Origin of the sequence: Lipingzhangella rawalii, from assembly GCF_031628175.1 — a bacterium.
Classification (GTDB): Bacteria; Actinomycetota; Actinomycetes; order Streptosporangiales; family Streptosporangiaceae; genus Lipingzhangella_A; species Lipingzhangella_A rawalii.
Genome location: NZ_JAVLVT010000010.1, coordinates 128,076 through 150,897 on the forward strand (window position 1 = coordinate 128,076; position 22,822 = coordinate 150,897).

At 68.4% G+C, this 22,822-nt stretch carries 10 protein-coding genes; 4 read left to right on the forward strand and 6 right to left on the reverse strand.

Translation table 11 applies throughout. From position 1 onward, the window contains the following. Positions 1–936 precede the first annotated feature (936 nt). The 3 genes from RIF23_RS18055 to RIF23_RS18065 are packed head-to-tail and all read left to right on the forward strand — an operon-like array spanning position 937 to position 8,999. Positions 937–2,301: an acyltransferase domain-containing protein gene (locus RIF23_RS18055; RefSeq protein ID WP_310913773.1), complete on the forward strand. Its 1,365-nt coding sequence runs from the start codon at positions 937–939 to the stop codon at positions 2,299–2,301. Positions 2,302–2,307: 6 nt separating this feature from the next. After that, positions 2,308–7,962: an SDR family oxidoreductase gene (locus tag RIF23_RS18060; RefSeq protein WP_310913774.1), complete on the forward strand. Its 5,655-nt coding sequence runs from the start codon at positions 2,308–2,310 to the stop codon at positions 7,960–7,962. Positions 7,963–8,012: 50 nt separating this feature from the next. After that, positions 8,013–8,999: an LLM class flavin-dependent oxidoreductase gene (locus RIF23_RS18065; protein WP_310913775.1), complete on the forward strand. Its 987-nt coding sequence runs from the start codon at positions 8,013–8,015 to the stop codon at positions 8,997–8,999. A 269-nt stretch (positions 9,000–9,268) separates the two neighbouring features. Here the strand turns inward: RIF23_RS18065 and RIF23_RS18070 are convergent, their stop codons facing one another. The 5 genes from RIF23_RS18070 to RIF23_RS18090 form a co-directional block, all read right to left on the reverse strand. Then, positions 9,269–10,369 carry a DUF3068 domain-containing protein gene (locus RIF23_RS18070; protein ID WP_310913776.1) on the reverse strand — a complete coding sequence of 367 codons (1,101 nt, stop codon included), beginning with the start codon at positions 10,367–10,369 and terminating at the stop codon, positions 9,269–9,271. Next, entirely contained in the window at positions 10,366–15,045 is a 4,680-nt protein-coding gene (locus RIF23_RS18075; protein WP_310913777.1) for an alpha-(1->3)-arabinofuranosyltransferase, read from the reverse strand. Before RIF23_RS18075 ends, RIF23_RS18070 begins: the two co-directional genes overlap by 4 nt. Beyond that, the gene (locus RIF23_RS18080) at positions 15,042–16,346 is read right to left on the reverse strand and encodes a glycosyltransferase family 4 protein (protein WP_310913778.1); all 1,305 of its coding nucleotides are present in this window, start codon (positions 16,344–16,346) and stop codon (positions 15,042–15,044) included. The genes RIF23_RS18075 and RIF23_RS18080 overlap by 4 nt, the downstream gene beginning before the upstream one ends. Positions 16,347–16,571: 225 nt before the next feature. Beyond that, entirely contained in the window at positions 16,572–16,712 is a 141-nt protein-coding gene (locus RIF23_RS18085; protein WP_310913779.1) for a hypothetical protein, read from the reverse strand. Further along, entirely contained in the window at positions 16,706–18,679 is a 1,974-nt protein-coding gene (locus RIF23_RS18090; protein WP_310913780.1) for a hypothetical protein, read from the reverse strand. The genes RIF23_RS18085 and RIF23_RS18090 overlap by 7 nt, the downstream gene beginning before the upstream one ends. 149 nt (positions 18,680–18,828) lie before the next feature. On the opposite strand from RIF23_RS18090, the gene RIF23_RS18095 reads away from it, so the two are divergent. After that, positions 18,829–20,859 (forward strand): tetratricopeptide repeat protein, encoded by a 2,031-nt coding sequence (locus tag RIF23_RS18095; protein ID WP_310913781.1) that lies wholly within the window; start codon positions 18,829–18,831, stop codon positions 20,857–20,859. A gap of 260 nt (positions 20,860–21,119) precedes the next feature. Here RIF23_RS18095 and RIF23_RS18100 read toward each other — a convergent pair whose 3' ends face one another. After that, complete coding sequence (locus RIF23_RS18100; protein ID WP_310913782.1) at positions 21,120–22,592, reverse strand: GDSL-type esterase/lipase family protein; 1,473 nt, start codon at positions 22,590–22,592, stop codon at positions 21,120–21,122. Positions 22,593–22,822 lie beyond the last annotated feature (230 nt).

The window sequence follows — 22,822 nt, forward strand, 5'->3', positions numbered from 1 at the left end:
ACACGCCCCCACCCCCAGACACGCGCGACCAGCCCCAGCCCGCGCGGTAACCCCCGCATCGCCCCTCGGTGATCACGACGCCGGCGGCGGCCGCCACGCTGTCGACATGGTTGTCAGCAGCCGTACTGGGGGCCTCCCCGGGCGCGGCTCATCAGTTGGCCCCTCCATGCGGAACTCCACGAACCGAACCGGCCACGTCGTCACCGTGGGCACCGACACCCCCAGCTCACGGCTGGCCTACGCGTTCGACACACTCTCGGCGCGGACCAAGAACGAGCCGCGCCCGAACGGCCCAATCCTGGACGGTCGTAAGCTGCCGCACCCACCGTTCCAACTCGGCGTGCTCCGCAAGCGTCAGGTCCAACGGCAGCAGCTCCGGTTCAGGGCGACTCGTCCCACAGCCATAAGCGAACTAACCAATCAGAACACTAGCTGCGGAACGTAGTCCCACCATAGCTCTCGAGGGACTTATGGGCTAACTCCCAACGGCGTTCCACTTTGCCTTGCCCACGTTTCTCCCTTGGGAAGGCGGCCCGAACAGACCCTCCGGGACGTTGACTCCGGAGCACAAGCGACAGACCTTCCCAGCTCCAAATATATTCACACTAAACATTTTTTACTAAATCTGAAATATTTTCGATATAAAACATTCTCCACAAGATCTGAAACAAAAAATAGCCAGCCAATCCCAAACAGCCCCAAACCGGGCACACCATAAACAAAAAATAGCAAACCGAAAAGTATTCGAAAGTTGCCCACGTTTCCCAAGATACTCCAGCGAACACACAGAGAAACATAAACGCAATACACGTATACCCAAAATGACAAAAAATGGTTTCAGAGATTGACTAAGAGGATCTCGAAGACTAACTTTAGAACAGAATGAAATCGACAAAACAAAAATCATATCTTTGTATATCGACTCAGGGAATTTAGTTGGAGACACGAACAGCATTCCTTTTTCCAGGGCAAGGCTCATATATTCCTGGAATACTCTCTGGAATCGTCGAACGTTCACCACGAGCAGAGCGTGTTCTGGCCACTGTCGACGAGGTGTGCACCGCCGAGGGACGCTCACCCGTTTCCCACCTCCTGCGAGACACCAATTCCCCGTCTCTGGCCGAGCTCAGCGCCGAACGCCCGGACGATCTGGAGCTGGTGCTCTTCACTGGCGGAGTGGCAGCCGCCGAGATCCTGGCACACCTGGGACTACGAGCGGATGTCGTCGCTGGGCACAGCTTCGGGGAAATCTCAGCACTCACTTTTGCTGGGGCGTTAAATGTGTCAGCGGTAGTCCGGTTGATACTGCGGCGGCAGCAGGCTTTCCGAGACGCGTCCCCACCAGAGGGAGGCATGATCGCCCTGAAGCTCGACGCCCGACGCACTGAGCACTTGGTGGGTCTGATCGACCACCCACATCTCGTCTTGGCCGTGGATAACGGTCCGGATCAGTGCGTGGTCTCCGGACCGTCCGAACTACTGACCGAGGTGTACCAGGTCGCCCACGCCGCCGGCGTAGACGGGACACGCCTTCGGGTTGCTCATCCCTTCCACAATCCTGTCCTGCGGGAGGTCGCCGACCGTCTCGGCACCCATACAGCCGACCTGCCGTTCCAAGCACCCCGTATTCCGACCTACTCCGCCCTCCTCGGTCGCTATATGACCACAGCCGAGGACATGCGCGAACTGGCCCACGTTCATCTGGTGCGGCCGGTCCGATTCCACAACGCACTGCTGCACCTGCACCGTGACGGTGTGCGGAAATTCGTGGAATCCGGGCCGCGCGACGCGCTCACCACGGTGGTCGACAGTTGCCTACCCCGCCACCTCACCTGTGTTGCCCCACTACGTCACCGCGTCTCTATGGCCCAGCTCGAGTCGCTGGTCTTCCAGGAGGACAAGACACCCAGCGCGGCAGAGCCCGTGCCCCCGCACAATGATTCCCCAGCGTCGGAGGCCTCCAGGCTCCCGGCCGAGGCCGCGGACGAGAGCCCCGTGGAGCAGCCCGAAGATGCGGGCGGAACGGCGCTACCAGCAGACGGGGATATCCGCCGGGAGCTCAGCCGACTCTACGCCACGCACCTGGAACTGCCCGAGGAACTCATCACCGACGACATCGATCTGGAAGCCGATCTCGGAATCGACTCCATCAAGCAACTCGAAGTCTTCGCCAAGGCGCGAGACCGATTCGGCCTCCCCGAACCGCCCGAGGATCTACGAGTGACCTCCTACACAACGCTCCCCGAGATCATCGAACTCATCCGTCGGCTGGCCTCGACCGCGCCAGCGCCCCAGGAGTGAGGAACTATGTCGCACAGCCTGGACGGATACACGGCCCTGGTTACTGGTGGTGGACGGGGAGTCGGACGCGCGATCAGCGTACTGCTGGCAGCACGAGGAGCCCACGTCATCGTCAACTACTTCCATTCCGGCGACGCCGCCCGCGAGACGCGCGATGCGATCATCAACGCCTCGGGCTCGGCGGAAATCTTCCGTGCTTCAGTCGGCCACCAGGACCAGGTGGACAGTATGTTCGCGGCCATCCAGCGGGTACACGGTGGGCTGGACATCCTGGTGAACAACGCGGCGCGCGGCACACTCGCCGCATTCGACACACTGCGCGATCGCGACTGGTCCCGAGCTACCGATGTGAACCTGGACGGTGCCCGACGCTGCGCCCTGGCGGCACGCGACCTCATGGCCCCACGAGGAGGTGGGTCCATCGTAAACGTGTCCTCCATCGGCGCCGGACATGTGATAGGCAACTACGCGGTGGTAGGGGTCACCAAGGCGGCGGTCGAAGCGCTGACACGGTACCTTGCTGTGGAGTTTGCCGACCAGGGAATTCGGGTCAACACGGCCTCCAGTGGCATAGTGGACAGCGAGACTCACCAGCTGTTTCCCGAGGCTCAGGACCTCCGACAGGTCGTCGAACGGGCAACACCGCTCGGACGCCTCGCAACGGAACAGGAACTCGCCGAAATCGTGGCGTTCCTCGCGTCCGGGCACTCCTCCTTTGTCACGGGACAGACCATCCTCGCCGACGGAGGCCTGTCCCTCGGTTCCGCGAGCCTCTCGCCACCCCGATCCTCCGGCGAACGGAGCGATCACGCCCCGGATGCGCAACCACTCCCCGTCGCCGAGGGCGGCGAGGACACCGATAGCGACGGCGGCGACGCACTCATCGCGATCGTTGGCACCGGGCTCACCGTGCCAGGTGCCAACAGCCCGGACGAATTCTGGCAGTTGCTGAACGATAGACGCATCATGTTCCGCGAGCCGGAATTCCGGTTCGACGTGGACCAATTCTGGTCCGGCGACCCGACTGCCGCCGACCGTACCTACTCTCGGGTCGCTGGCTACATTCACGATTTCCAGCCCCACCCACGCCTGTGCTCCGAGGAGGAATCGCACGGCCGCGTCGAGGATGAGGCCACCCGGTGGCTTCGACACAGCCTGCTTCAGGCAGACGATTCCGTCAGCGTGGCCCCCAACGACCGGTGTGGCTTCTACATCGGTGCCTGGCCAGGCGGCAGCCATGCCCTCGCGGAACGAGTCGTGGTCGAAACTCTCGGTGAACCGGGCTCGGACCTCGACTCTTACAGCCAGCAGAGCATCCGCACGGCGCTCCTGCGGCACTACAAGCGGGCCGACGATACGGCTGCACCCCCACTCCCCGATGTCATGGCCTACCGAGCTACCACCGGGCTGCGTGGGGAACGCACCGAAGTCACGGTCGTCGACACGGCCTGTTCCTCCTCCCTCTACACCATCGACATGGGGCTCAAAGCCCTGCTCGCGGGTGAGTGCGATGTGGCCTACTGCTCGGGTGTGGAAGCACTCACCCCCACGGCCGGGGTCATGTTCGCGAAGTTGAGTGGATTGTCCCCCTCCGGCGAAGTCCGCTGCTTCGACGCCGCGGCCGACGGCACACTCTTTAGCGACGGTGCCAGCACCGTGATTCTCAAGCGCCTCTCCCGGGCACGTCGGGACGGGGACACAGTCCTCGGGGTTATCAGCGGTTTCGGAGCGGCAGCCGACGGTCGAGGCAAGTCGATCGCCGCTCCGAACCCTGAGGGGCAGCGACTCGCCCTGCAACGTAGCCGGAAAGTGAACGCGCTACACCCCAAGGACGTGGACTGGATCGTCGCGCACGCCACGGGCACCACTGCCGGAGACCATGCCGAGCTCTCCTGCCTGGAGGAGTTCGCGCCCGACGCCGGCTACCCCTGTAGCTCGAACAAGGCGAACATCGGACATACGGGATGGGCCTCCGGTGCCGTCTCGGTCATCCAGGCGTTGCTAGGTCTCCGGCACCAGTGCATCCCGCCACAACCGAATTTTGACCGTCCACCACCGGCATCGCAGCACTCCCGGGTCCGCGTCCCGACTCGGACTGTGCCCCTGCCAGCGGGCCCCGACCGAGCACGCACCATCGGGGTATCCTCCTTCGGATTCGGGGGAACCAACGGACACCTCCTCGTATCCGACCGCACCCCCACGGCCGCAGCCCGCTCTGGCCCGGAGCACTCACCGGACCAGCTTGTACTCGTGGCCTGGAGTGCCCACCTTCCCGGCACCCCTGACCACACGCAGGTGCGCTCCTGGCTGCGGGGCAGGGCCGCACCGCCGCAACGTGCTTTCCCATCGCCCTACCCGGCCCCCGAACCGACGACCGCACGCATGACCCCACGCACCATGGCCGTGATCGACCCAAGCCACCTGATGGCACTGGACGTGGCAAACCGTTTCGTGACCGACCATGGCGAGATCTGGGCCGAGGTTCGGGACACCACCGGAGTGTTCGCCGCGCACACGGGCATGCCCCGAAATCTCCACAGCGCCACCCTGCGGACCTATGCCAACGAGGTCACCGAAGTCGTCGCCGGATCCGACTCCCTCACCAGCCCCGACTCCACTGCGCTGCGGCAGCGAATCGACAACATCCGCGCGCACGCCCCCGCCTGCACCGAGGACACGCAGGCAGGAGTCATGACCAACGTGATCCCCTCCCGAATCACCGCGCGTTACAACCTGCGCGGTACCAGCATGACGCTGGACACCGGACGCACCTCCACCCTGACTGCGGTGGACACGGCGCGACGGTACCTCCGAACGGGCGAGCTGGACCTGGCACTGGTGCTGGCCCTCAACGGCAACAGCGATCGCAACCTCGTCCCCGGGACCAGTGGAGCGAACACCGCTGAGGGGGCCTTCCTGCTCGCCGTAGCGCATCGCGACACGGCCCGCGCCCGAGGCTGGCCGATCCAAGCACATCTGGATATCTGCGCGAACAGCGAGACGGTGACGCCACAACCGCCCGAGCCAGCGTACGACTATCTGGGAGCGGCTGCCGCCGTTTCGCTACTGCGGGCGGTGGAAGGTGATCACGCCGAACACCGCCTGCCACTGCCCCGCCGTGGATTGGCCCTCCGCGTCTCCCCGCTCCCGGCGAGCTCAGACACCTCAGCCGATGCAGCAAAGCCCAGTGCGGCCTCTGCGGACACCGCCCCGGAGCGGGCCACCCAGCGATACGTCACCCGACTGCGCCCCGCCCCCACCCCGGCGGCGCTCCCTAGTAGCCCCGCCCTACCTCCCGGAGGGTTGGTCCTGGTCGATACCCAGTGGAACGCCGATCGGTTCCGTGCGCACACCGACACGGCTGATGCGGTTGTGCTCACCGCGGATTCCCCAGAATCCCCGCAAGAGCGGCTTCCCGACCTGGCCGACCGGGCCAGCCCACACATCACGGTGATCGGGACAGTGTCGCCCCCGGACGGCGCCGAAGACGCGAGCGTCAACCCGGCACTGTTAACCCTGCACGAACTGATGATGGCCGGGATCGCACGGATGTGGGACCGCTGGACCGAAGCGAGCAGGCTGGACGTCCTCCTCACTGGTCATCCACCCGACCTCAGCATAGAACCGCACGCAGCCATGTTCGCGGCCACTGCCAAGAGCCTACTGCGGGAACGCCCCGAAATGGCGGCCCGTGTGGTGCTCACCAACGCCGACCCCGCCACCGCCGGCGACCAGCTGGCCCAAGAGCGCGGCCAGACCTGCACCGGACCACCGACCGTCTGGCACCTGGATGGAACTCGCTACCAAGAGGAGGTCGTCCCCGATCCACTTCCGGCCGGCACCGCCACCGTTCCGATCGACGACATGGACGTAGTTCTGGTCACCGGCGGGACGGGCGGCCTGCCCTCCGCCATCCTGGAGGACCTCGCCGAGCACGCCCACCCAACCGTGTGGTTGCTGGCGCGGACCTCGCCCGACGAGATCTCCCCGGAAATCAGGGATGCGGCGGAACCGGACCTGGCCCAGGCCCGCGCCCAGCGGCTCCGTCGGCTGCGGGAAGAAGAGCCCCACCAGGAGGTGCGCACCCTGATCGCACGGGTGGACCGGGAACTCCGTGCCCGCACGACACGGGAGGCATGCGCGCGTCTGCGCGCATGTTTCGGTAACCAGCGGGTGCACTATCTGGTATGCGATGTTCGGGATCAGGAATCGGTATCCCAATCCGTGGAGACGATCCTAGACCGACACGGACATATTGATGTCGTGATCCACGGCGCCGGAATATCCCGCCCCACACGAACCGACCATCTGCAACCGGAACGGTTCCGCGCGATCCGGGACACGAAACTGCTCGGGTACCGTCACCTGAAGGCAGCGTTAAGCGCGCACCCCCCGCGGCTATGGTGCAACATCGGATCCCTAGCCGGAACCATCGGCTCCGCGGGCGATGCCGACTACGCCAGCGCGAACGCGTTCCTGGCCGCCGCGGCCACCCGCGCGACCTCCACCCGAGAAGTGACGGTCGCCTTCCCGCTCTGGAGCGAGACGGGCCTCGGCTCCGACGGGCTGAGCAGCACCTATCTACAGCGCGAAGCCACGCTGTCGAGTATCACCACGCGCGAGGGAACCCAGATCCTCCGCGAGGAACTCGGCCGTGCGGGAGCGAGCCCCGTCTATCTGGGGCAGCGGAACGCAGAGGAGCTGACGCGCCGCTGGCCCGGATTCCTCGTCACCGACGGTGAGGAAACGCGAGGCCAGCCGCATACACCGCACCTCGGTGCCATCGTCCAACAGGACGGGAACAGGTGCCGATGGCACTACCGCTTCGACCGGCAGCGGGACGCTTACCTGTATCAGCACACCGTCGACGGCAAGCCCACCGTCCCGGGAACGCTCATGCTGGAGATCGCGGCCCAAGCCGCGGTGGCATTTGTTCCCCAGTCAGCCGTCTGGGGATTCCGCAACGCCACATTTCATCGGTTCCTACGACCGTTCTCCGGCGCCAGCCCCCTCGATCTGACCATCTCTGCGGAACTGTGTCCCCGCAGTGCCGGGGAGCCCACGCACGTGCACGTCACCCTCGAATCGGACATACACGCTCCCGACGGTCGCCCCGTGCACAGCGGTCGGCGCTACTGCACCGTCGACGTTCTTCTGGAGCCGCTCGGCACCCCCTCCACCGCCTTGCCCACACCGGACACGGATCGGTATGTATCCGACCCCTACTACCATCCCGACTCCCCGGTCCTGCTGCGGGGACCGTTCCGAAACACGCACCGAGCACGCGTGCACGCGGAACGCACGGAAGCGGTCTGGTCACTCCCGGATACACTTCCCGAAGCGTTCGCCCAGGCCCGCACCCCCTTCCTAATGATCTGTGCTGCTGCGCGCACAGCCGCACTGGTCCCCACGCAGGATCACCAATCGGTGTTCGTCCCAACCTCCGTCGACAGCATCGCGTTGTACACCCGGGGAAACGACCAGGACCTGCACACCCGCAACCCAGATGGTGTCCTGCTCGTCGGCGGGGAGACCCACCTCTTCCAGGCCCGCGCCGAGGACGGCACCGTGCTGGTCGAACTCTCCGGAGTGACCATGGCTCACATGGGCGATGTACCCGCCCAAGAGCTGCCCGACGAATCCCACCAGCACGCCTCCTGAACCTCCACCCTCCCCAGCACACCCATCCCGCCGGTGAACGGAGCTCCATCATGGCCCTGTGGACCGTACGCTATGACTTCCGCGCCCCTGCCTTCGCGACCGCACGTCGTGACCTCGTCTCCGCGGCCCTGGACCAGTGCGCCTGGGCTGACGAGCGCGGATGCAGCAGCATCCTTTTTCCGGAACATCACGGTACGGTGGACGGCTACCTTCCGTCCCCCTCGGTCATGGCCGGGGCCGCCGCGGCCCGCACCAAATCCACACAGATACTCGTGATCCAGACGCCGCTACGCGACCCCTTCACCATCGCCGAGGATCTCGCCGAAGTGGACCACATCTCGGGTGGGCGGACCGAGCTCCTGCTTGCCGCGGGATACGTACCCGAGGAGTTCGCCATGTACGGCGAGGATCACGCAGACCGCGGGGGGCTCCTCGTTGAGAAAGCCCGGGCCGTCACCAGCCTGCTCGAAGGTCGGCACGTCGAGTACCGCGGCCGCCGCGGACAGATCTCGCCCCGGCCATACCAGCAACCGCGCCCCCGTATCCGGTTCGGTGGCGCGACACGGGCTGCGGCGCGACGTGCGGCCGAGCACGCGGACGCCTTCATGCCCATCGTGCCTGATCCCGCTCTCATCGAGCTCTACGAAAACGAGTGTGCCCGTCTGGGACGCCAGCCCCGCTCCTACCCCTTTCCCCGGGGCGGACTCAACGTACTCGTGGTCCGCGATCCGGACCGGGCGTGGCGGGAGCTAGCACCGCACATCCTGCACGACATGAACGCCTATGGCACCTGGAAATCGGCAACCCCCCAGGCCAGCCCCTACTTCACCACCGCGGATGTCGAGGAAGCCCGCAACAGCGGCATTTACAGCATCGTCACGCCACAGCAGTGCGTAGAACTCGTACGGAACGTACCCGAACCATCATCGGTCCTGCTGCATCCGCTCCTAGGCGGAGTGGACCCGCAGGTCGGGTGGGAATGCTTGCAGCTGTTTGTGGACGAGGTGCTCCCGGCGCTGGAACCCCATCCCACCTGAGCTGCCGGGACGCAGGTAGAACCGTCGAGTGCGTGGGGCACGGTCTGTGGGCCCGGCTGTCGAGGTGTGGCTCCTGGCGGCGGATCAGCCGATAAGGGCGCGCCATCGGGGTGGGATTCCGGCGATTCTGACACCTCGGGGGGTGCCCCCAGACTATGGAGGTCTAGGGATGCCGATGGGGGCGCGGAAAGGCCGATGGGGGTACACCGGAGTAGGACGCGGCAGCCACCGGGGCGGCGGGCCGGTTCGGGCAGAGCCTGGTGTGCGCGTCAGATTCCCCGGCGCACCAGCACTGTGGCCGCCGCCCACAGCAGCGGGCCGAGACCGGCGAACGCACCGGGAATCCATTCCCGGGTGGCCCGCAGGAGCAGCGCCTGGCCCTGTGCCTCCTCCACTCGCTCGGAGATGTGCGCGTCCACGAGCCGGAGCTCGGCATCCACCAGGGTGGCCTGCGCCCCGTTTCCCGAACGTAGCGTCTCGTGACGCTCCTCGGTCATGTGCACCACGTGCCCCGTTACCGGCTCGACCCACACCGTCCGGGTGAGCTCCAGCCACCGGGTGGCCTCGACCGTGCCGTCCCGATCCGAATCCAATACCCGGGCAGGGACCTGCCGGGCGGAGTCGGGAACCTGGGTGGCCGGGATCGTCTGCTCGTAGCGACGGGTCTCCACCCCCCCAACCTCCTCGGTTCCGGAGTAGCGCATCTGCGGTGCGGCACGGATATCCGCATCGTAGTAGGGCACGTCCTCGGCGGGGGCGTCCGCGGGCCAGTTCAGGACGAGCCCGGCCTGGCGCACCTCGTGATCCCCGTCGACGTGCTCACTACAGCAGTTCACGGCAGAGGCGGCCTCGCGGTCCACGATGACGCGCCGGTCGCTGTGCCCGATCAGCCGTTCCCCACCGGAGGTGGTGGTACGCATCGTCCACGTGGTCCAGCCGGCATTGCCGGGGCTGGGTTCCCCGGAGATGGTGAGGTGCCGTTCCACGGGCGTTTCCCGCTGCGTCTGCCAGGTACTGGTGTCCAGGAAGGTGGCCGATTCGTCGTCCAGGTGCAGTTCCTGTTCAGTGTCGGCGGGCAGGAGCGCAAGTGCGGAGTAGACGTGGAAGTGGAGCAGCAGCCCGAGGGTGATCAGGAACGCGCCACCGCCCACCAGAAGTACGCCCAGGTGGCGGCGCACCAGCCGCACCGTGTGGGTGGCCGGTCCGGGCTCGGCCGGTCCGGCCGTCTCCACCTCGGCACTCGGGGCGGAGGCAGCGGCGTTGGTCTCCGCCTTCGGCGCGGGGGCGGAGCTGACCGGTTCGGCGGGCTGGACGCCGTCATCGGCGCCGCGGTGCGGCTGCCCGCCACTCGGTCGGATCGTCTCGGTCATGCGCGACTGCCTGTCCCCGTGTCCACATCCGCTTCTGCCGTGTCGACAGCGTCGGCCCCATCCGCGTTCCCGTCGGGACGTTCGCAGTCGGACCCGAGTTTCGGAGGCACGTCCTCGCCGCCCGCGGCATCGTCGACAGGATCCGCCTGGGGCATCGCCGCGGAACGGGAGGCGTCCGGCGCGGCTCCGTTGCCGGTGGCATGGTCGGTCCCCGGTGCTGCCCCCGTCAGCATGGGGCCGGGGCTCCAGTCTTCGATGGTAGCGCTCTGCCGTACGGGATCCGCCGGGGCCGGTGGGGGGTCGTCGAACCGCCACAGCGACACCATCAGCCGGGTGAGTGCCGGCAGGCACAGCAACTGCGGAACCCAGCCCTGGAGGGGATCAGCGAGCACGCCGCTGACCGGGGCGAAGGGCATTTCCAGTTGGAGATGGTTGCCGGTGGCAAAGGCCAGGCCGGCCAGCGTCAGGGAGGTGACCACCACCCAGGGGCTGGCAAGGGCACGGGCCAGGCGCCGGGCGATGCTCGCCAGCGCGGACGGTGGCTCAGATCCCGGGGTGCGTGTTCTGGAGGAACGGCCCAACCACCACGAGGCGCCCAGGACCACCGCACTGACGAGTGCGCCGGCCACACCGGCAATCCACACACCGAAGGCCAGGGCCAGGGGGACCAGCAGCAGCGAGCTGAGCGACGCCGCACCCGCCGTCGGCAAGGTGGCGGGCCCGTCGTCCCGACGGCGGGGGCGTAGCGCCGCACCTGCGACAACGGTCAGGGCGAACAGGGCACCGGCGCCGAGTGCGGCGTGGTAGGCGCGGTCGGGGGCGTAGCTGAGGGTTACGGTCGCGGCGGTTCCCTCGGACACCTCCCAAGCCTGACGCCATCCGTCCAGCCGCACCGGCCGGAGGGGGGTATCGTCGTTCCCGACCGTGGCCTCCCACCCCTCGTTGAAGTTCTCGTTGACGACGAGATAGCTGTCCTCGTCAACATCGATCTCGAGGCGACGCTCGCTGTCCCCCCAGCCGGCCACATCGACCTCGGCCAGCTCCACCTCCTCGTCCGCGCCGGTACCGGGCAGGCTGGGGGTGCTTGTGCCGGCACCGTCCCCGGCCGGCTGCACGATCCCGGAGAGGATTCGGAACGCGTCGCCGCCATCGATCGTCACCACGGTTCCGTCAGGGTCCATCGGCGCGGCGGAGCAGCTCTCGTAGGTCAGGGGGTCGCCGTCGAGCTGTGTCTGGGCGTCGCCGTCCACGATCCGGGTTTCCACACGTTCGCCGTCCACGCGCAGCACCGGGCCCAGACCGCATGCGCTGCCCAGCTCGTCCAACTCCCGGTCCTCGACGGGAGGGAGCGGGTCCACGTCGGGCAGTTCGATGCCGCTGATCTCCAGGGGCTGGCCGGCGGGGACGTCGAAAGTGAGGGTCAGTTCCTCGGTGGTGACCGGTTCGAAGGTGAGGTTGCCGTTGCTGTCCACCCATCCGGAACGGGTGGTCGCTGGAGTGTCCACGGTCACGCCGACCGGGGCGGTAATCGCGTCGGAACGCGGAAAGTCCACCCGCAGCTGGTCCAGCTCCACCTCACGTCCCAGATCCAGGTCCAGGCTCGGTTGCGGGTCCTGGGGATCCGGATACCAGACCGTGGTGGAGTCGCCGTCGAGTGCGGAATGTCCGATCGCCGCGGGATGGTCCACCACGGTGGAGGAGGAACGGACCCGGGGATACTCCTGTCCACGGTTCGCGGTGTTCTCCAGGGAGCGGGCGTCCGCGGCGATCACCTGGCCGGAGATCCGGTAGTCGCCGGACTCCAGACCGGTGATGTCCCGATCCAGGCGGTGGGTGTCCTCGCCGTGGACCTCCAGGTCCGGATCGCACACCCAGGTGTGCGGCCCCTGCATGCAGCCGGGCACGTGCCCGGTGGATCCAGACAGCACCACCGTGTCCGCGGCCGTGGTGGCCCCCGGGCCGCCGTCCGGATCAGTGTCCTCCGTCCCGCTCTCGTCGGGGACGGCGGCGTCGACCGGCAGTACCCGCGCGGATTCCACTCCCGGAAGGTACAGCTCACTGACCCCGACCTGGGAGCCGAACCGGTACTCGGGTTCCCAGGCGAGGCTGGCGACGCGCAGCCGCACCGTGCTGGTCTCGCCCGGTGGCACCTCCAGTTCCTGGAGCTGCGTGGTGTCCTCCACGGACACCCGCACCTCGCCGTCATCGGTGATAACGTCCACCTCGGCCGGCGGCGGGTCCCCGGGGTGCTGGGCGAAGGCCACGCTCAGGCCGGAGATGTCGCGGGGTTCCTCCAGTTCGACCTCGAGCCACTGGCCGACCGCGCCCCGGTAGCCGCCGGAACGCCAGGCGGTGGTGTCGTCGCCGTCCAGGGCCGCGAAGGGGCCGGCGCCGGGGTCGCGGGATCCGGCACCGGCGAGTGCCGTGGACTGGGCGGTGGAGGCACGGACATCCGCGATCCCCCGATAGGTTGCGGCAGCGGTGTAGGGCTCCCATGCCGGGTCCATCACGTCGGGGGCGGGCACGTCCCGTTCTCGCTCCGAGGGGTCGGTCAGGGTCGCCGAGACGTTGTTGCGCACCTCCGGATAGACGACTTCCCGCAGCCGTGCGGTGTCGGTGGCGATACTGTGCGCGGTCTGCTGGCCTTCGGCGTGGGGATCCTCGCCGAGGAGCACGGGCCGGTCATCGGTAACCAGCCCCTGTTCAGCCAGGGTGAGCGCTGCCTCCGGGGCTCCGGTGACCCGCAGTGCCTCGTCCTGGGCGAGGGTGCCCACCACGGGGGCGGGATCGTCCACGGTGTAGACGTCCAGGGCGGACAGCGGCTGGTCGAACCAGCGGCCCGCGAGGCTGGGGTCAGCGTTACCCACCTCCGGGCCGAAGGAGTGTGCGTGGGTGACGCCCGGGGAGTCCGCCAGCGCTTGGTGCACGCGCCCGGGCCAGGCGCCGTTATTGCCCTCGCGTTGCAGATCGTTGCGGACCAGCAGATGCTCGACCCCCAGTCGGGACAGCAACGCTGTCAGCCCGGACGAGCCCTGGCCGGAGGAGAGTCGCTGGTCGATCTCGTGCTGAATCCGGGAGATCCCGGACGAGCCCCAGGGGATGATCTGGTGGTTGCTCCACCGGGTTTCCATGAGTGGCTGCATGGGCTCGTCCATGGGCCGGCCCCATTGGTACTCCCCCCGCGCCGAGCCGGGCACGGCCAGGGTCATACCGGTGCCGCCCTGATTGTCGATCCAGGTGGTGGCCTCCTGCCAGTAGTCCGGCATCTCCTCGAAGCCACCACGGGTGGCGATCCCTACGGTGGCGATGGGGGCGAGGCTGGCCAGCACCGCGGCCCCGCAGACACTCGCGACGACCCGGCGGGCCAGGTCGGGGGAGAGCCGCAGCACGCGGCTGGCCGTGTCCGGCCGCACCGCCACCCGTGCCGCCACGGCCAGGGGTAGGTAGGCCAGTCCCAGGACCACGGGAAGCCGGATCACCGCATCGAACTTGTGAATGTTGCGGAACGGGCTGAGTATGCCGTCGTAGGCCGCGCGCATCATCTCCGCGAACGGCCCGACCACCGGCTGGCTCACCTCGGCGGCATAGCCGCTGACCACGATCGCCACCCCGGTCAGGACCGTGACGATCAGGAAGGTGCGTTCGGGGATACGGCGGTTGGCCAGTCCGGCCAGTCCCAGCCCCGCCACGATCGCGGTCACGGCGACCAGCCACGGCACACTCGACACCTCCGCCCCGGCGGGCAGGGCGGGTTGCCCCTCCATGGGGACATAGCCCATCCAGTTGGAGGTGCCGCGCACCGCGTTGATGAGCGAGGTCACGCCGGTTGTGGTACTCGCGTCCTCGGTGTAGGGCATGAACGAGTAGACGTAGCGGCCCATGATGAGCAGCGGTGCCAGCCACCAGAAGGACACGAGGAAGATCGCCAGCAGCCACCAGCCCAGGAGGCGGCGGGTGCGGGGGCCACGCTGGCGAGTGATCAGGTAGAGCAGCGGAACGACGAGAATGGCGAGTTCGGAGGCGGCGTTGGTTCCGCCGCAGAACAGGAACGCAACGGCGGAGAGCATGGCCGCGCGGCGGGGGCTCACCCCGTGCCGGGCCCCGTGGATCAGTGGCAGCAGCACCCAGGGCAGCAGCATCGTGGGCTGCAACTCGGCCGAGTTGTAGGACAGCAGGGTCAGGACGCGTGGGGCGAGTGCGTAGGCGACACCGGCGACGATCTGGGTGTGCAGGGTGCCGATGCCGAGTGCGCGGGCGACGTAGACCACGCCGAGAAATGCCGCGCACAACAGCAGGGTCATCCACAGGCGTTGCACGATCCACTCGGGCATGTCCAGAGCGAGGAACAGTGCGTGGAACGGCCCGTTCGGAAAGAAGTAGCCGTAGGCCTGGTTCTGGAGCTGACCGAAGTAGGCTCCGTCCCACAGATGGAGCGCGCGTTCCAGGAAGCCGAGTGGATTGATGACGAGATCGATCTTGGTGTCACCGAGGATGCGTTCCGGGTCGATACTGAATCCGACGGCGGACAGCAGCAGACAGACACCGAAGAGCTTGATGCGGCGTACCAGGCGTTCGTCCGGGGCTTCCGGCGCGTTTACCGAGGCGGTGGGCCCGGCCCGGGTACGGACCTCCGCACTCCGCTCACCTTCGCGCCAGGAGCGGGGTGCGTGCCTCATTTCACGAGACCTGCCAGCAACCAGGTCATTTCCCTACCGCTGCGTTCCCAGGTAAAGGAGGCGGCCCAGGCCCGACATGCCTGGCTGACCTCGGCGGCGCGGTGCGGATCGGCCAGTTCGTGCAGGGCCCGGTCCACGGCCGCGGTGAGACTCTCCCCCTCCCGGACCAGCCAGCCGGTGACGCCGTCACGCACGGAGTCGCGTAGGCCGTCCACGTCGTAGGCGACGGTGGGCACACCGAGCGCGGCAGCCTCGATCACGGTCAGTCCCCATCCTTCGAATTCCGATGCCGTCACGTGCAGGCGGGCGCCGGCCAGGACCGCGTCCCGCTGGTCGTCGGGCAGGAATCCGTGCAGGACAACCCGGTCGGTGACGTTCAACTCGCGGGCCCGCTCGGCGACCGGTTCCTGCTGCGGCCCCCGGCCGACAATGTGGGCACGCAACCCGGGCCACTCTTCGCCCAGTTCGGCGACGACATCCACGAGCCGCGCCACGCGCTTCTGTACCACGAGGCGGCCCAGGCTCACGATGGCGGGGGTGCCCATCTCCTCCCGGGGAGGGGCGGCCGGGGGAACCCGCACACCGGGGGGAACCCCCGTGCTGCCGTGGTCCTCGGGGTCACCATCGCCACGGACCGCCACCGGAGAACCGTTGTGGATGACGGATATGGGGGCTTTCCAGCCGAGTTTCTCGCGCATCGCCCGGCGCGACGATTCCGAGACCGTGACAGTGGGGCAGGAGCGGTACACCCGGCTCGCGAGTGGCCCCTCCACGAACCGGCCGATCCGGGCGAGGGGACGACTGAAGTAGGCGCAGAACTGGAGATCGTGGACGTGGTGCACGACACTGACCACCGGAATGCGCCGGGGCAGCGCCAGGCGGGAGAAGAACGGGACACCGTTCATGCAGTCCAGGGCGAGATCGAATCGGCGTCGCCGAAGCAGGAGCCACAGGAACACCCACAGGTACACCGTGAAGCGACCGCCCATCCGGCAAAAGGCGACACCGCGCACGGTCTCCCTGCGGTCCTGTCCCGGTTCCCGGCTGGTCAGGAAGGTGACATCGGCGCCCCGGCCGGTCAGGTGCTGGCTGATGCGCCAGGCGTACTCCTCGGCTCCACCGGCGACCGACTGCCAGGGGTCCCTCCAGTTGATCATCGCGATGCGGACCCCGTCGAGGCGGGGTTCCTCCGCGGGGGCGAGCTCGACCGGCTCCGATCGGCTGCTGTCGAGCCCAGCTTCGGCAGCAGCCTTGGTGACCCGTTCGGAGTCCGCTCCGAGGGACGTCTCCTGGAAGACCACGGGCCCTCCTCCGCTCCACCCGTCGACACGCACATAAACGACTTAGGATGACAATTCGGTCACAAAACGTTGTGTCAATGGGTCCACACCCCCGCCTCTGGGACTCTGTGTCAGAAGGCTACGGACGTCCCCGTTCACCAGGGCACTGGCACGGCCCAAGACCCAGCGGATCATCGCCGGACGGGCAGCTCCGGACCGATCCGGAACCGCCCGCCGACGGCGCCCTCAGCGGTCGCCGTAGTTGTACAGCGACTCGTTCACGGGCTCCGAGGTCGCTGATGCCGAACTGACCATCGAGGTACCGGCCAGGCTCAGTCCGCCCGCCAGCGCCGCCCCGACGAGGGATGCGGCCAGGATCTTTAGCACGCGGGACTCTCCTTCCTCGACTTCCCACCTGGTCCCGACAGCATTCGGAAGCCGAGAATAGAACTTGATACAGCGAGGGACCAAAACGTGATCCCAACCATAACCAACCAGCCAGTAACTTCCAACCCCGATAGCCGATTGTGTTCCGCGCGCACACGGTCATCATCGATCCGGAGCAGCACCAGGTCCTCCCCGTGATGAACCAGCTCCGTGTCCGGAACCGCCGACCAGAACTCGTTCTCCTCAGCAGCCGAGTCCGGCAGCTCGACCGTGCCGGGATAGTCCTGCGCCGCCTGCGGATCCACCACCAGGTAGCGCACCCCGTGCTCGCCCAGTTCGGCGGCGGTGGACGCAGCCGGACCGCCCCGCTCCATGGGCCACCCGTCCTCCACGAGCGGTGCGACCCTGCGGGACCACGGGTCCTCCCCCCGGGCGTGATGCGGCTCGCCATCCATCTCGACGCGCAACGTATCGTCCGCGACCACCGGACGCTGGACGAGCTTACGCACCGGGTCCAGCACCACCCGGACCGTCTGGCCCAAGCCGCTGTCCCACTCCAGGCCACGGTAGGCGCTCCACGGTAGGGACACCAGGGCCCCCGGCCGTGGATCGGCGTCGACGCGCTGCTGCACCGTGTACCAGTCCGCGGGATAGGTGACCGGCTCCAGTCGCCCCCACGCCCCCCAGGCCAGCCCTGGTAGGAACACCACGGGCAGCAGGATCAGCCCCACTCCGGCCAGGGCGCCCACCCGGGAATCGGGCGCACCCCTCCGCGTGGGGCGGTCGAAACCATGCCCCCGCCCAGCCACGGTCCGGTCGTCGCCGCGCCGTCCCGCCGGCTGATGCTGCGACCAGCCACGTAGCCACAGTGCCACCCCGCCCAGCCCGAGCGCCTGCGCCAGAGCCAGTGGCGCGACGTACAGCTGACCATCGCGCAGCACCCCGAAACCCGGCCAGATCCCGATCAGGGCCTGGAGCACGGCACGGCCCGCATCGACGGTGCCCAGCAACGCCAGGACGAAACCAACCCCCGAGGCCAGGGACAGGCCGGGCCCGATCCTGCGCACCCCTCCCCCGCGCAGCAGGTACACCCATCCGGCGACCGCGGCAGCGGCGAGGAGGAGCCGCCCCAACGCAAGCCCCGGGTCGGCGAAGGCGACCGGGACCGCCTGTGCGTTCCACACCCCGCCCAGGCTGAACACCGAGGCCACCACCCCGAAGGGGGTGTCGGCGCGCGCGGCGAACAATGCCACCGCGGTGGGATCGGTGCGCACCCCGGCGGCTGCCACACTGCCCAACGCCGGCACCAGCCACGGCAGACTCACAGCCGCAAGCGCCCCCGCCAGTACCGCCAGTGCCGGGAGCATCCGCCGCAGCGGGCGGGTCACCACCACGGCCGCGGCGACCAGTCCGGACAGCACGACGGCCGAGAATCCGCCCACCGCCGCCGGGATCAGCGCAACCACCATCCCGGCCGCGCGGCGCCCCCAACTCCGGGCACCCCGCCCTGTCGGCGGCACGAGGACAGCGGCTGCGGCCAGCACCCACGGCAGTCCCGCATACCCGGCGAGCATCGCCCACTGGCCCAACAACAGCCGCTCTGCCACGAAGGGGTTCCACACGTAGTAGGCCACCGCCACGAGCCGGGGCACCAACCAGGGGCCCGGAACCAGCCGGCCCACCCCGGCCGCGGCCAGCACGAATCCCCCGAGTAGCACCAGAGCCTGGACGACGTCGGCACCACCGGGCAGCATCCGGTCCAGCAGCCCCAGTACGGCATCGCTGGGAACCTCCCGCGGCAGCGTGTCCCCCGCACCGAACACCCGGGGCGACAGCGGAGGGTTAGGGGTGATGGCCATGTCGTAGCGCAGGATGTAGCCCCGACCCAGCCCCGGCCCCAGGGCGAGCAGGCCCGCGCACAGCCCGAGCACCGCCGGCGCGAACCGCGCGGCGGAGACTCTCGACACAGCGAGCCGCATCCGCCCGAGCTTAGGGGACCACTGCACGGCAGTGCTCTCGTTGTTCTCGTTCCCCGTCGCCGGTTCCCCGTTTCCCACTCCGCTGGGCAGCACCCAGCACCTGGACCCACCACCACGCTCCCGGCAGGATAGAGGCCATGTCCTCCCCCGAGCCCGGGGCCCCGCAGCGTAGTAACCGCCTGACGGGCACCGTCCACGGAACCGCGGTCCAGGTCAACGCGATCCACGGTGGGCTGCACCTACACGCTGCCACCACGCACAGCACCCCCGCACCCGGCCCGGACGTGCAGCTGGATCCGCCGTGTCCCCCACACCAACTGCGGGGCCGGGACGCGCTACTCACCGAGATCACCAACGCCCTGGACCACGGCACGCCCCAACCGCACATCATCGTCGGCCCCGGTGGCATCGGAAAGTCCACCCTGGCCGCAGCCCTGGCCCAATGGGCCACAAACCAGGGCTGGTCGGTGTTCTGGGTCCGGCCCGGCGACGTAGCTACGGCCCTGGTCCAGGCCGCCATCGAGCTCGGTGCACCCGCGGCCGAGGCGGCCCAGCTCCACGACACCCCACGGCGAGCCGCGCGGTGGGTGTGGCGGCACCTCCACCGCGCCCCCGTTCCGTGGCTGCTGGTATTCGACAATGCGGACCGACCGGCCGAGCTCGACCCTGACCATCCTCCCGGCCAGCAGGTGGGCTGGCTCCGCGGCAGCACCCGAGGATGTGTCCTGGTTACCAGCCGCGTGGACGACCCCCAGCTATGGGCGCCGGCGGTCCCGCACCGGCTCGGCCCACTCGACCCCGAGGCCGCCACAGCCATCCTCACCGACCATGTTCCGGGAACCGAACCGGCCGGCGCCCGGGCCCTCGCGCAACGGCTCCACGGTCTCCCCCTCGCATTGCGGCTCGCCGGAAGCGCGATGGCCACGCACCGCGTCCTCTTTCCCGACTGCACCCACCTACTGGAGCACCTCTCCGACACCGCCACGCGCCTCGACCGGATCCACACCCCCGCCGTGGGTGGGACCGAGGATCCCCGACAGGCCCTGTCCAGCACCTGGGCCGTGTCCATGGAACTGCTCCAGCCGGTTCCCCAAGCGGAGCCCCTGCTGCGTCTGCTCTCCGTATTCGGGGCCGACGGTGCGGAGGTCCCCCTACGCCGTCTCTCCGCCACCCTCCTGCACAACGGCCCCGTCGACAACGGCTCCGCGCCCCTGGACGAACTCACCGTGGCCGGGGCACTCAACGCGCTGGCCGTACACGGCCTGGTCACTCTGGAGCCGGAGTCGAACCCCGCGTCCGTGCGGGTGCATCCATTGATCGCCGAGACCGTCCGCTCCGCATTGGGCACACAGTCCGTGGAGATCGCCGACGAGGCTGAGCGTGTGCTGCACGCCCACCGGGACCGCGACCCACTGGTGGAGACACGCGCGTTCAACGCCGTGTATCGACTCCGCTCGGCGACCCAGGGAAGCACCCACCCCGCCACCCTGCGGTCCCGACTTCAGTACCTGCGCAGCCTCCTGGTGTCCCAGGACCCGGCCACAGCCGACGCCGGCCTCTCCGCCCTCGTGTCGGACGTCACCACCGCCCTGGGGGACGCGCACCCACTGTCCCTCGCCGTGCGCCACCACTGGGCGGACGCGCTCCTGTCCCGCGGGCGGCTCCACGACGCCGGCCGACAGTACCGACACGTGCTGGCCGCCCGCGAACGCACCCTCGGCCCCACCCACGAGGACACATGTGACACCCGGCACCAACTGGCCCTCGTCGCGCTGCACAACGGAGACCTCGACACCGCCGAGGCGCGGCTCCACGCCGTGGTGCGTACGGACGGGCGGCACAGCGAACCGGGGAGTTTCGCACGGCAGAACCTGGCCCTGGTCGCGCTGTTTCGCGGCCACACCGACGTGGCGTGGCACAAACTCCGCGCGGTCCTGGCCGCCCGCGAGAACCGGCTGGGCGACGAGCACCCGGACACCGTGCTGGTGCGGTTTCAGCTGGCGACCGTTGCGCGTCGGCGGGGAGACCTGGAAACGGCAGCAGACGGCTTCGCGCGGGCGGCCGCAGCGTGGCAGCACCTGCTGGGGCCGGAACACCCGGACACGCGGGCTGCGCGACGCTACTGCGAGGAACTCCACGCTCGCCTACGAACGCCGCCGGAACCGTGAGGGGCACCAACGCGGCCGCCACGCCCCATACACGCACCAGCGGGAGCGCTGGGCAGTGTCGGCGCGGGGCGAGCGCCTGCCCGCGCGGTTCACCCCGCCGGAGGTCGCCATCGCAATCTTGACCAGTGTGTCCCACGCGAATAGGGACAGATCGCAGATGACGACGATGACCTGGCGGTGCTGGACGCCCTCCCCCGCACGACGGTCAGTGTGCTGTCTCGTCACCGTGGCAATCCCCCAGCACACCCTGGTCCGCGCAGCTACTCCCGCCCCGTATCCGGTCCGGCATCCGCGGCCTCGTCGACACGGGCCACGGACTCGCTGAAGCCCCCGGCGACGTAGTCCCGATGGGAGCGCACGGCGAACTCGTAGCCAGGGGCCGCTCCCGTCTCCCACTCGGTCCCCTCCTCCACCACCGCGACCATGCTCCAGCCGCGGTCGGGATCAGGTTCCTCCTCATCACGGGGGACGCATCCGGGCTCGCCGGGCTCGGCCGCGTCCCCGCCAGCGTCGGCGTCGGCGTCTTCGCAGTCCAGGGCGCGACGCCACACCGCGTAGTGGCTTGCCTCCGCAACCGCGCTCCAGTCCAACACCTCGTCCTCCAGACTGACCTCGGCGGGACCGGAGGGTGTCTCCTCGTCCATGGTGATCTCCACGCGCTGCGAGCGTTCCCCCACATCGTCGCCCCGTAGCGGGTCCACGTAGAAGGTGTAGGTGGCACCGGCGAACAGGCCGCTGATGGTCGCGCTGGGGGTGGTGCCGGCAGGTTCGACCACCTCCGCGGGCAGGCGAACCAACTCGTCCGGGTCCGGATCCTCCCGTCGCTGCCAGACCTGGTAGTCGGTCGCTCCCGGCACCGGGTCCCAGCTCAGCGTGACGGTGTCCTGACTTTCGATGTCGGCCGTGATCTCGGGGGCGGTGCGCGGCCCCACCTCGACCTCGGGCAGCGGACGTGGGTAGGGAGCACCGAGCTCCAGCTGTCCGGCGAGGGCATCGGCAAAGGCGGCCGCGATCCGCTGCTGACCACGGGAGTTGGGGTGGATGGCGTCCCAGTTGTCGCGGTCCGGGTCGTAGTCCGCCGCGGTGTCGGCCAGGATCACCGGGGAGTTGGCACCGGTGAGATCGTTGGCGAGGCGGGGCAGCGCCCGGTTGACCTCGTGGATGTCGGCGTTGAACTCCTCGTCATCGTCCGTGCCCCAGACCGGTGTGAGCTGCCCCAGAACCACCTGAATGTCACCGCGGGCCACCCGTGCGGTGTCCACGAGATCGCGGATGTGTCCGATGGTCTCTTCGGGGGTTTGTCCACTGCGTAGGTCGTTGACCCCGGCGAGTACCAGCAGGTAGTCCGGCTCGAACTCGGCGACGTGGGCCCCGACGTCCGCCGCGAGCACCTCGGCCGTCGCCCCCCACACGCTGGCGTGTTCCCGGTCGAAGTCCGTGTCCACATATCCGGGATCGTCCTCGGGGATGGTGTCGGGATCGAGGTTGGCGACGTCCTCGAAGGGACCGACGAACTCCACGGTGTGGTCGGCTTCGGCATCCAGGTGCTGCCACAGCCAGTAACGCCAGGTGTGATCACCGGTACTGCCCTGGGTGATGGAATCCCCCACCGGCATGAGGAGAACGTGTTCCCCTGGCGGCGTGGCTTCGGGGGACGCCGACTCGGCCTCGGGGGCCGAACCCAACCGAAAGGTGCCAACCGTGAGCTGGATCACAAGCAGGGTGGCAGCCATCGACGCCATCATCACCGCGGCCAGCCCGAGGAGGGATGGCCGCCAGCGACGCCTGGACCTGGGGCGTTCTGGCTCCCCCACACCGTCACCACTGTCGGCGCGCACGCGATCCCCGTCGTCGTTCACGATCCGAGCCTGACATGTCCATCGACCGGGAACCAGTCGGGGGCACGCCCCGCTGCCCCTGCCACCCACCCCAGCGGCGAGAACGCGTTCTATAGTCTGGGACC

What these genes read in the sequence shown, in the direction of transcription:
- RIF23_RS18060 (WP_310913774.1), top strand. Translation starts at nt 2,308, where the DNA reads ATGTCGCACAGCCTGGACGGATACACGGCCCTGGTTACTGGTGGTGGA.
- RIF23_RS18065 (WP_310913775.1), top strand. Translation starts at nt 8,013, where the DNA reads ATGGCCCTGTGGACCGTACGCTATGACTTCCGCGCCCCTGCCTTCGCG.
- RIF23_RS18070 (WP_310913776.1), bottom strand. Translation starts at nt 10,369, where the DNA reads ATGACCGAGACGATCCGACCGAGTGGCGGGCAGCCGCACCGCGGCGCC.
- RIF23_RS18075 (WP_310913777.1), bottom strand. Translation starts at nt 15,045, where the DNA reads ATGAGGCACGCACCCCGCTCCTGGCGCGAAGGTGAGCGGAGTGCGGAG.
- RIF23_RS18095 (WP_310913781.1), top strand. Translation starts at nt 18,829, where the DNA reads ATGTCCTCCCCCGAGCCCGGGGCCCCGCAGCGTAGTAACCGCCTGACG.
- RIF23_RS18100 (WP_310913782.1), bottom strand. Translation starts at nt 22,592, where the DNA reads ATGGCTGCCACCCTGCTTGTGATCCAGCTCACGGTTGGCACCTTTCGG.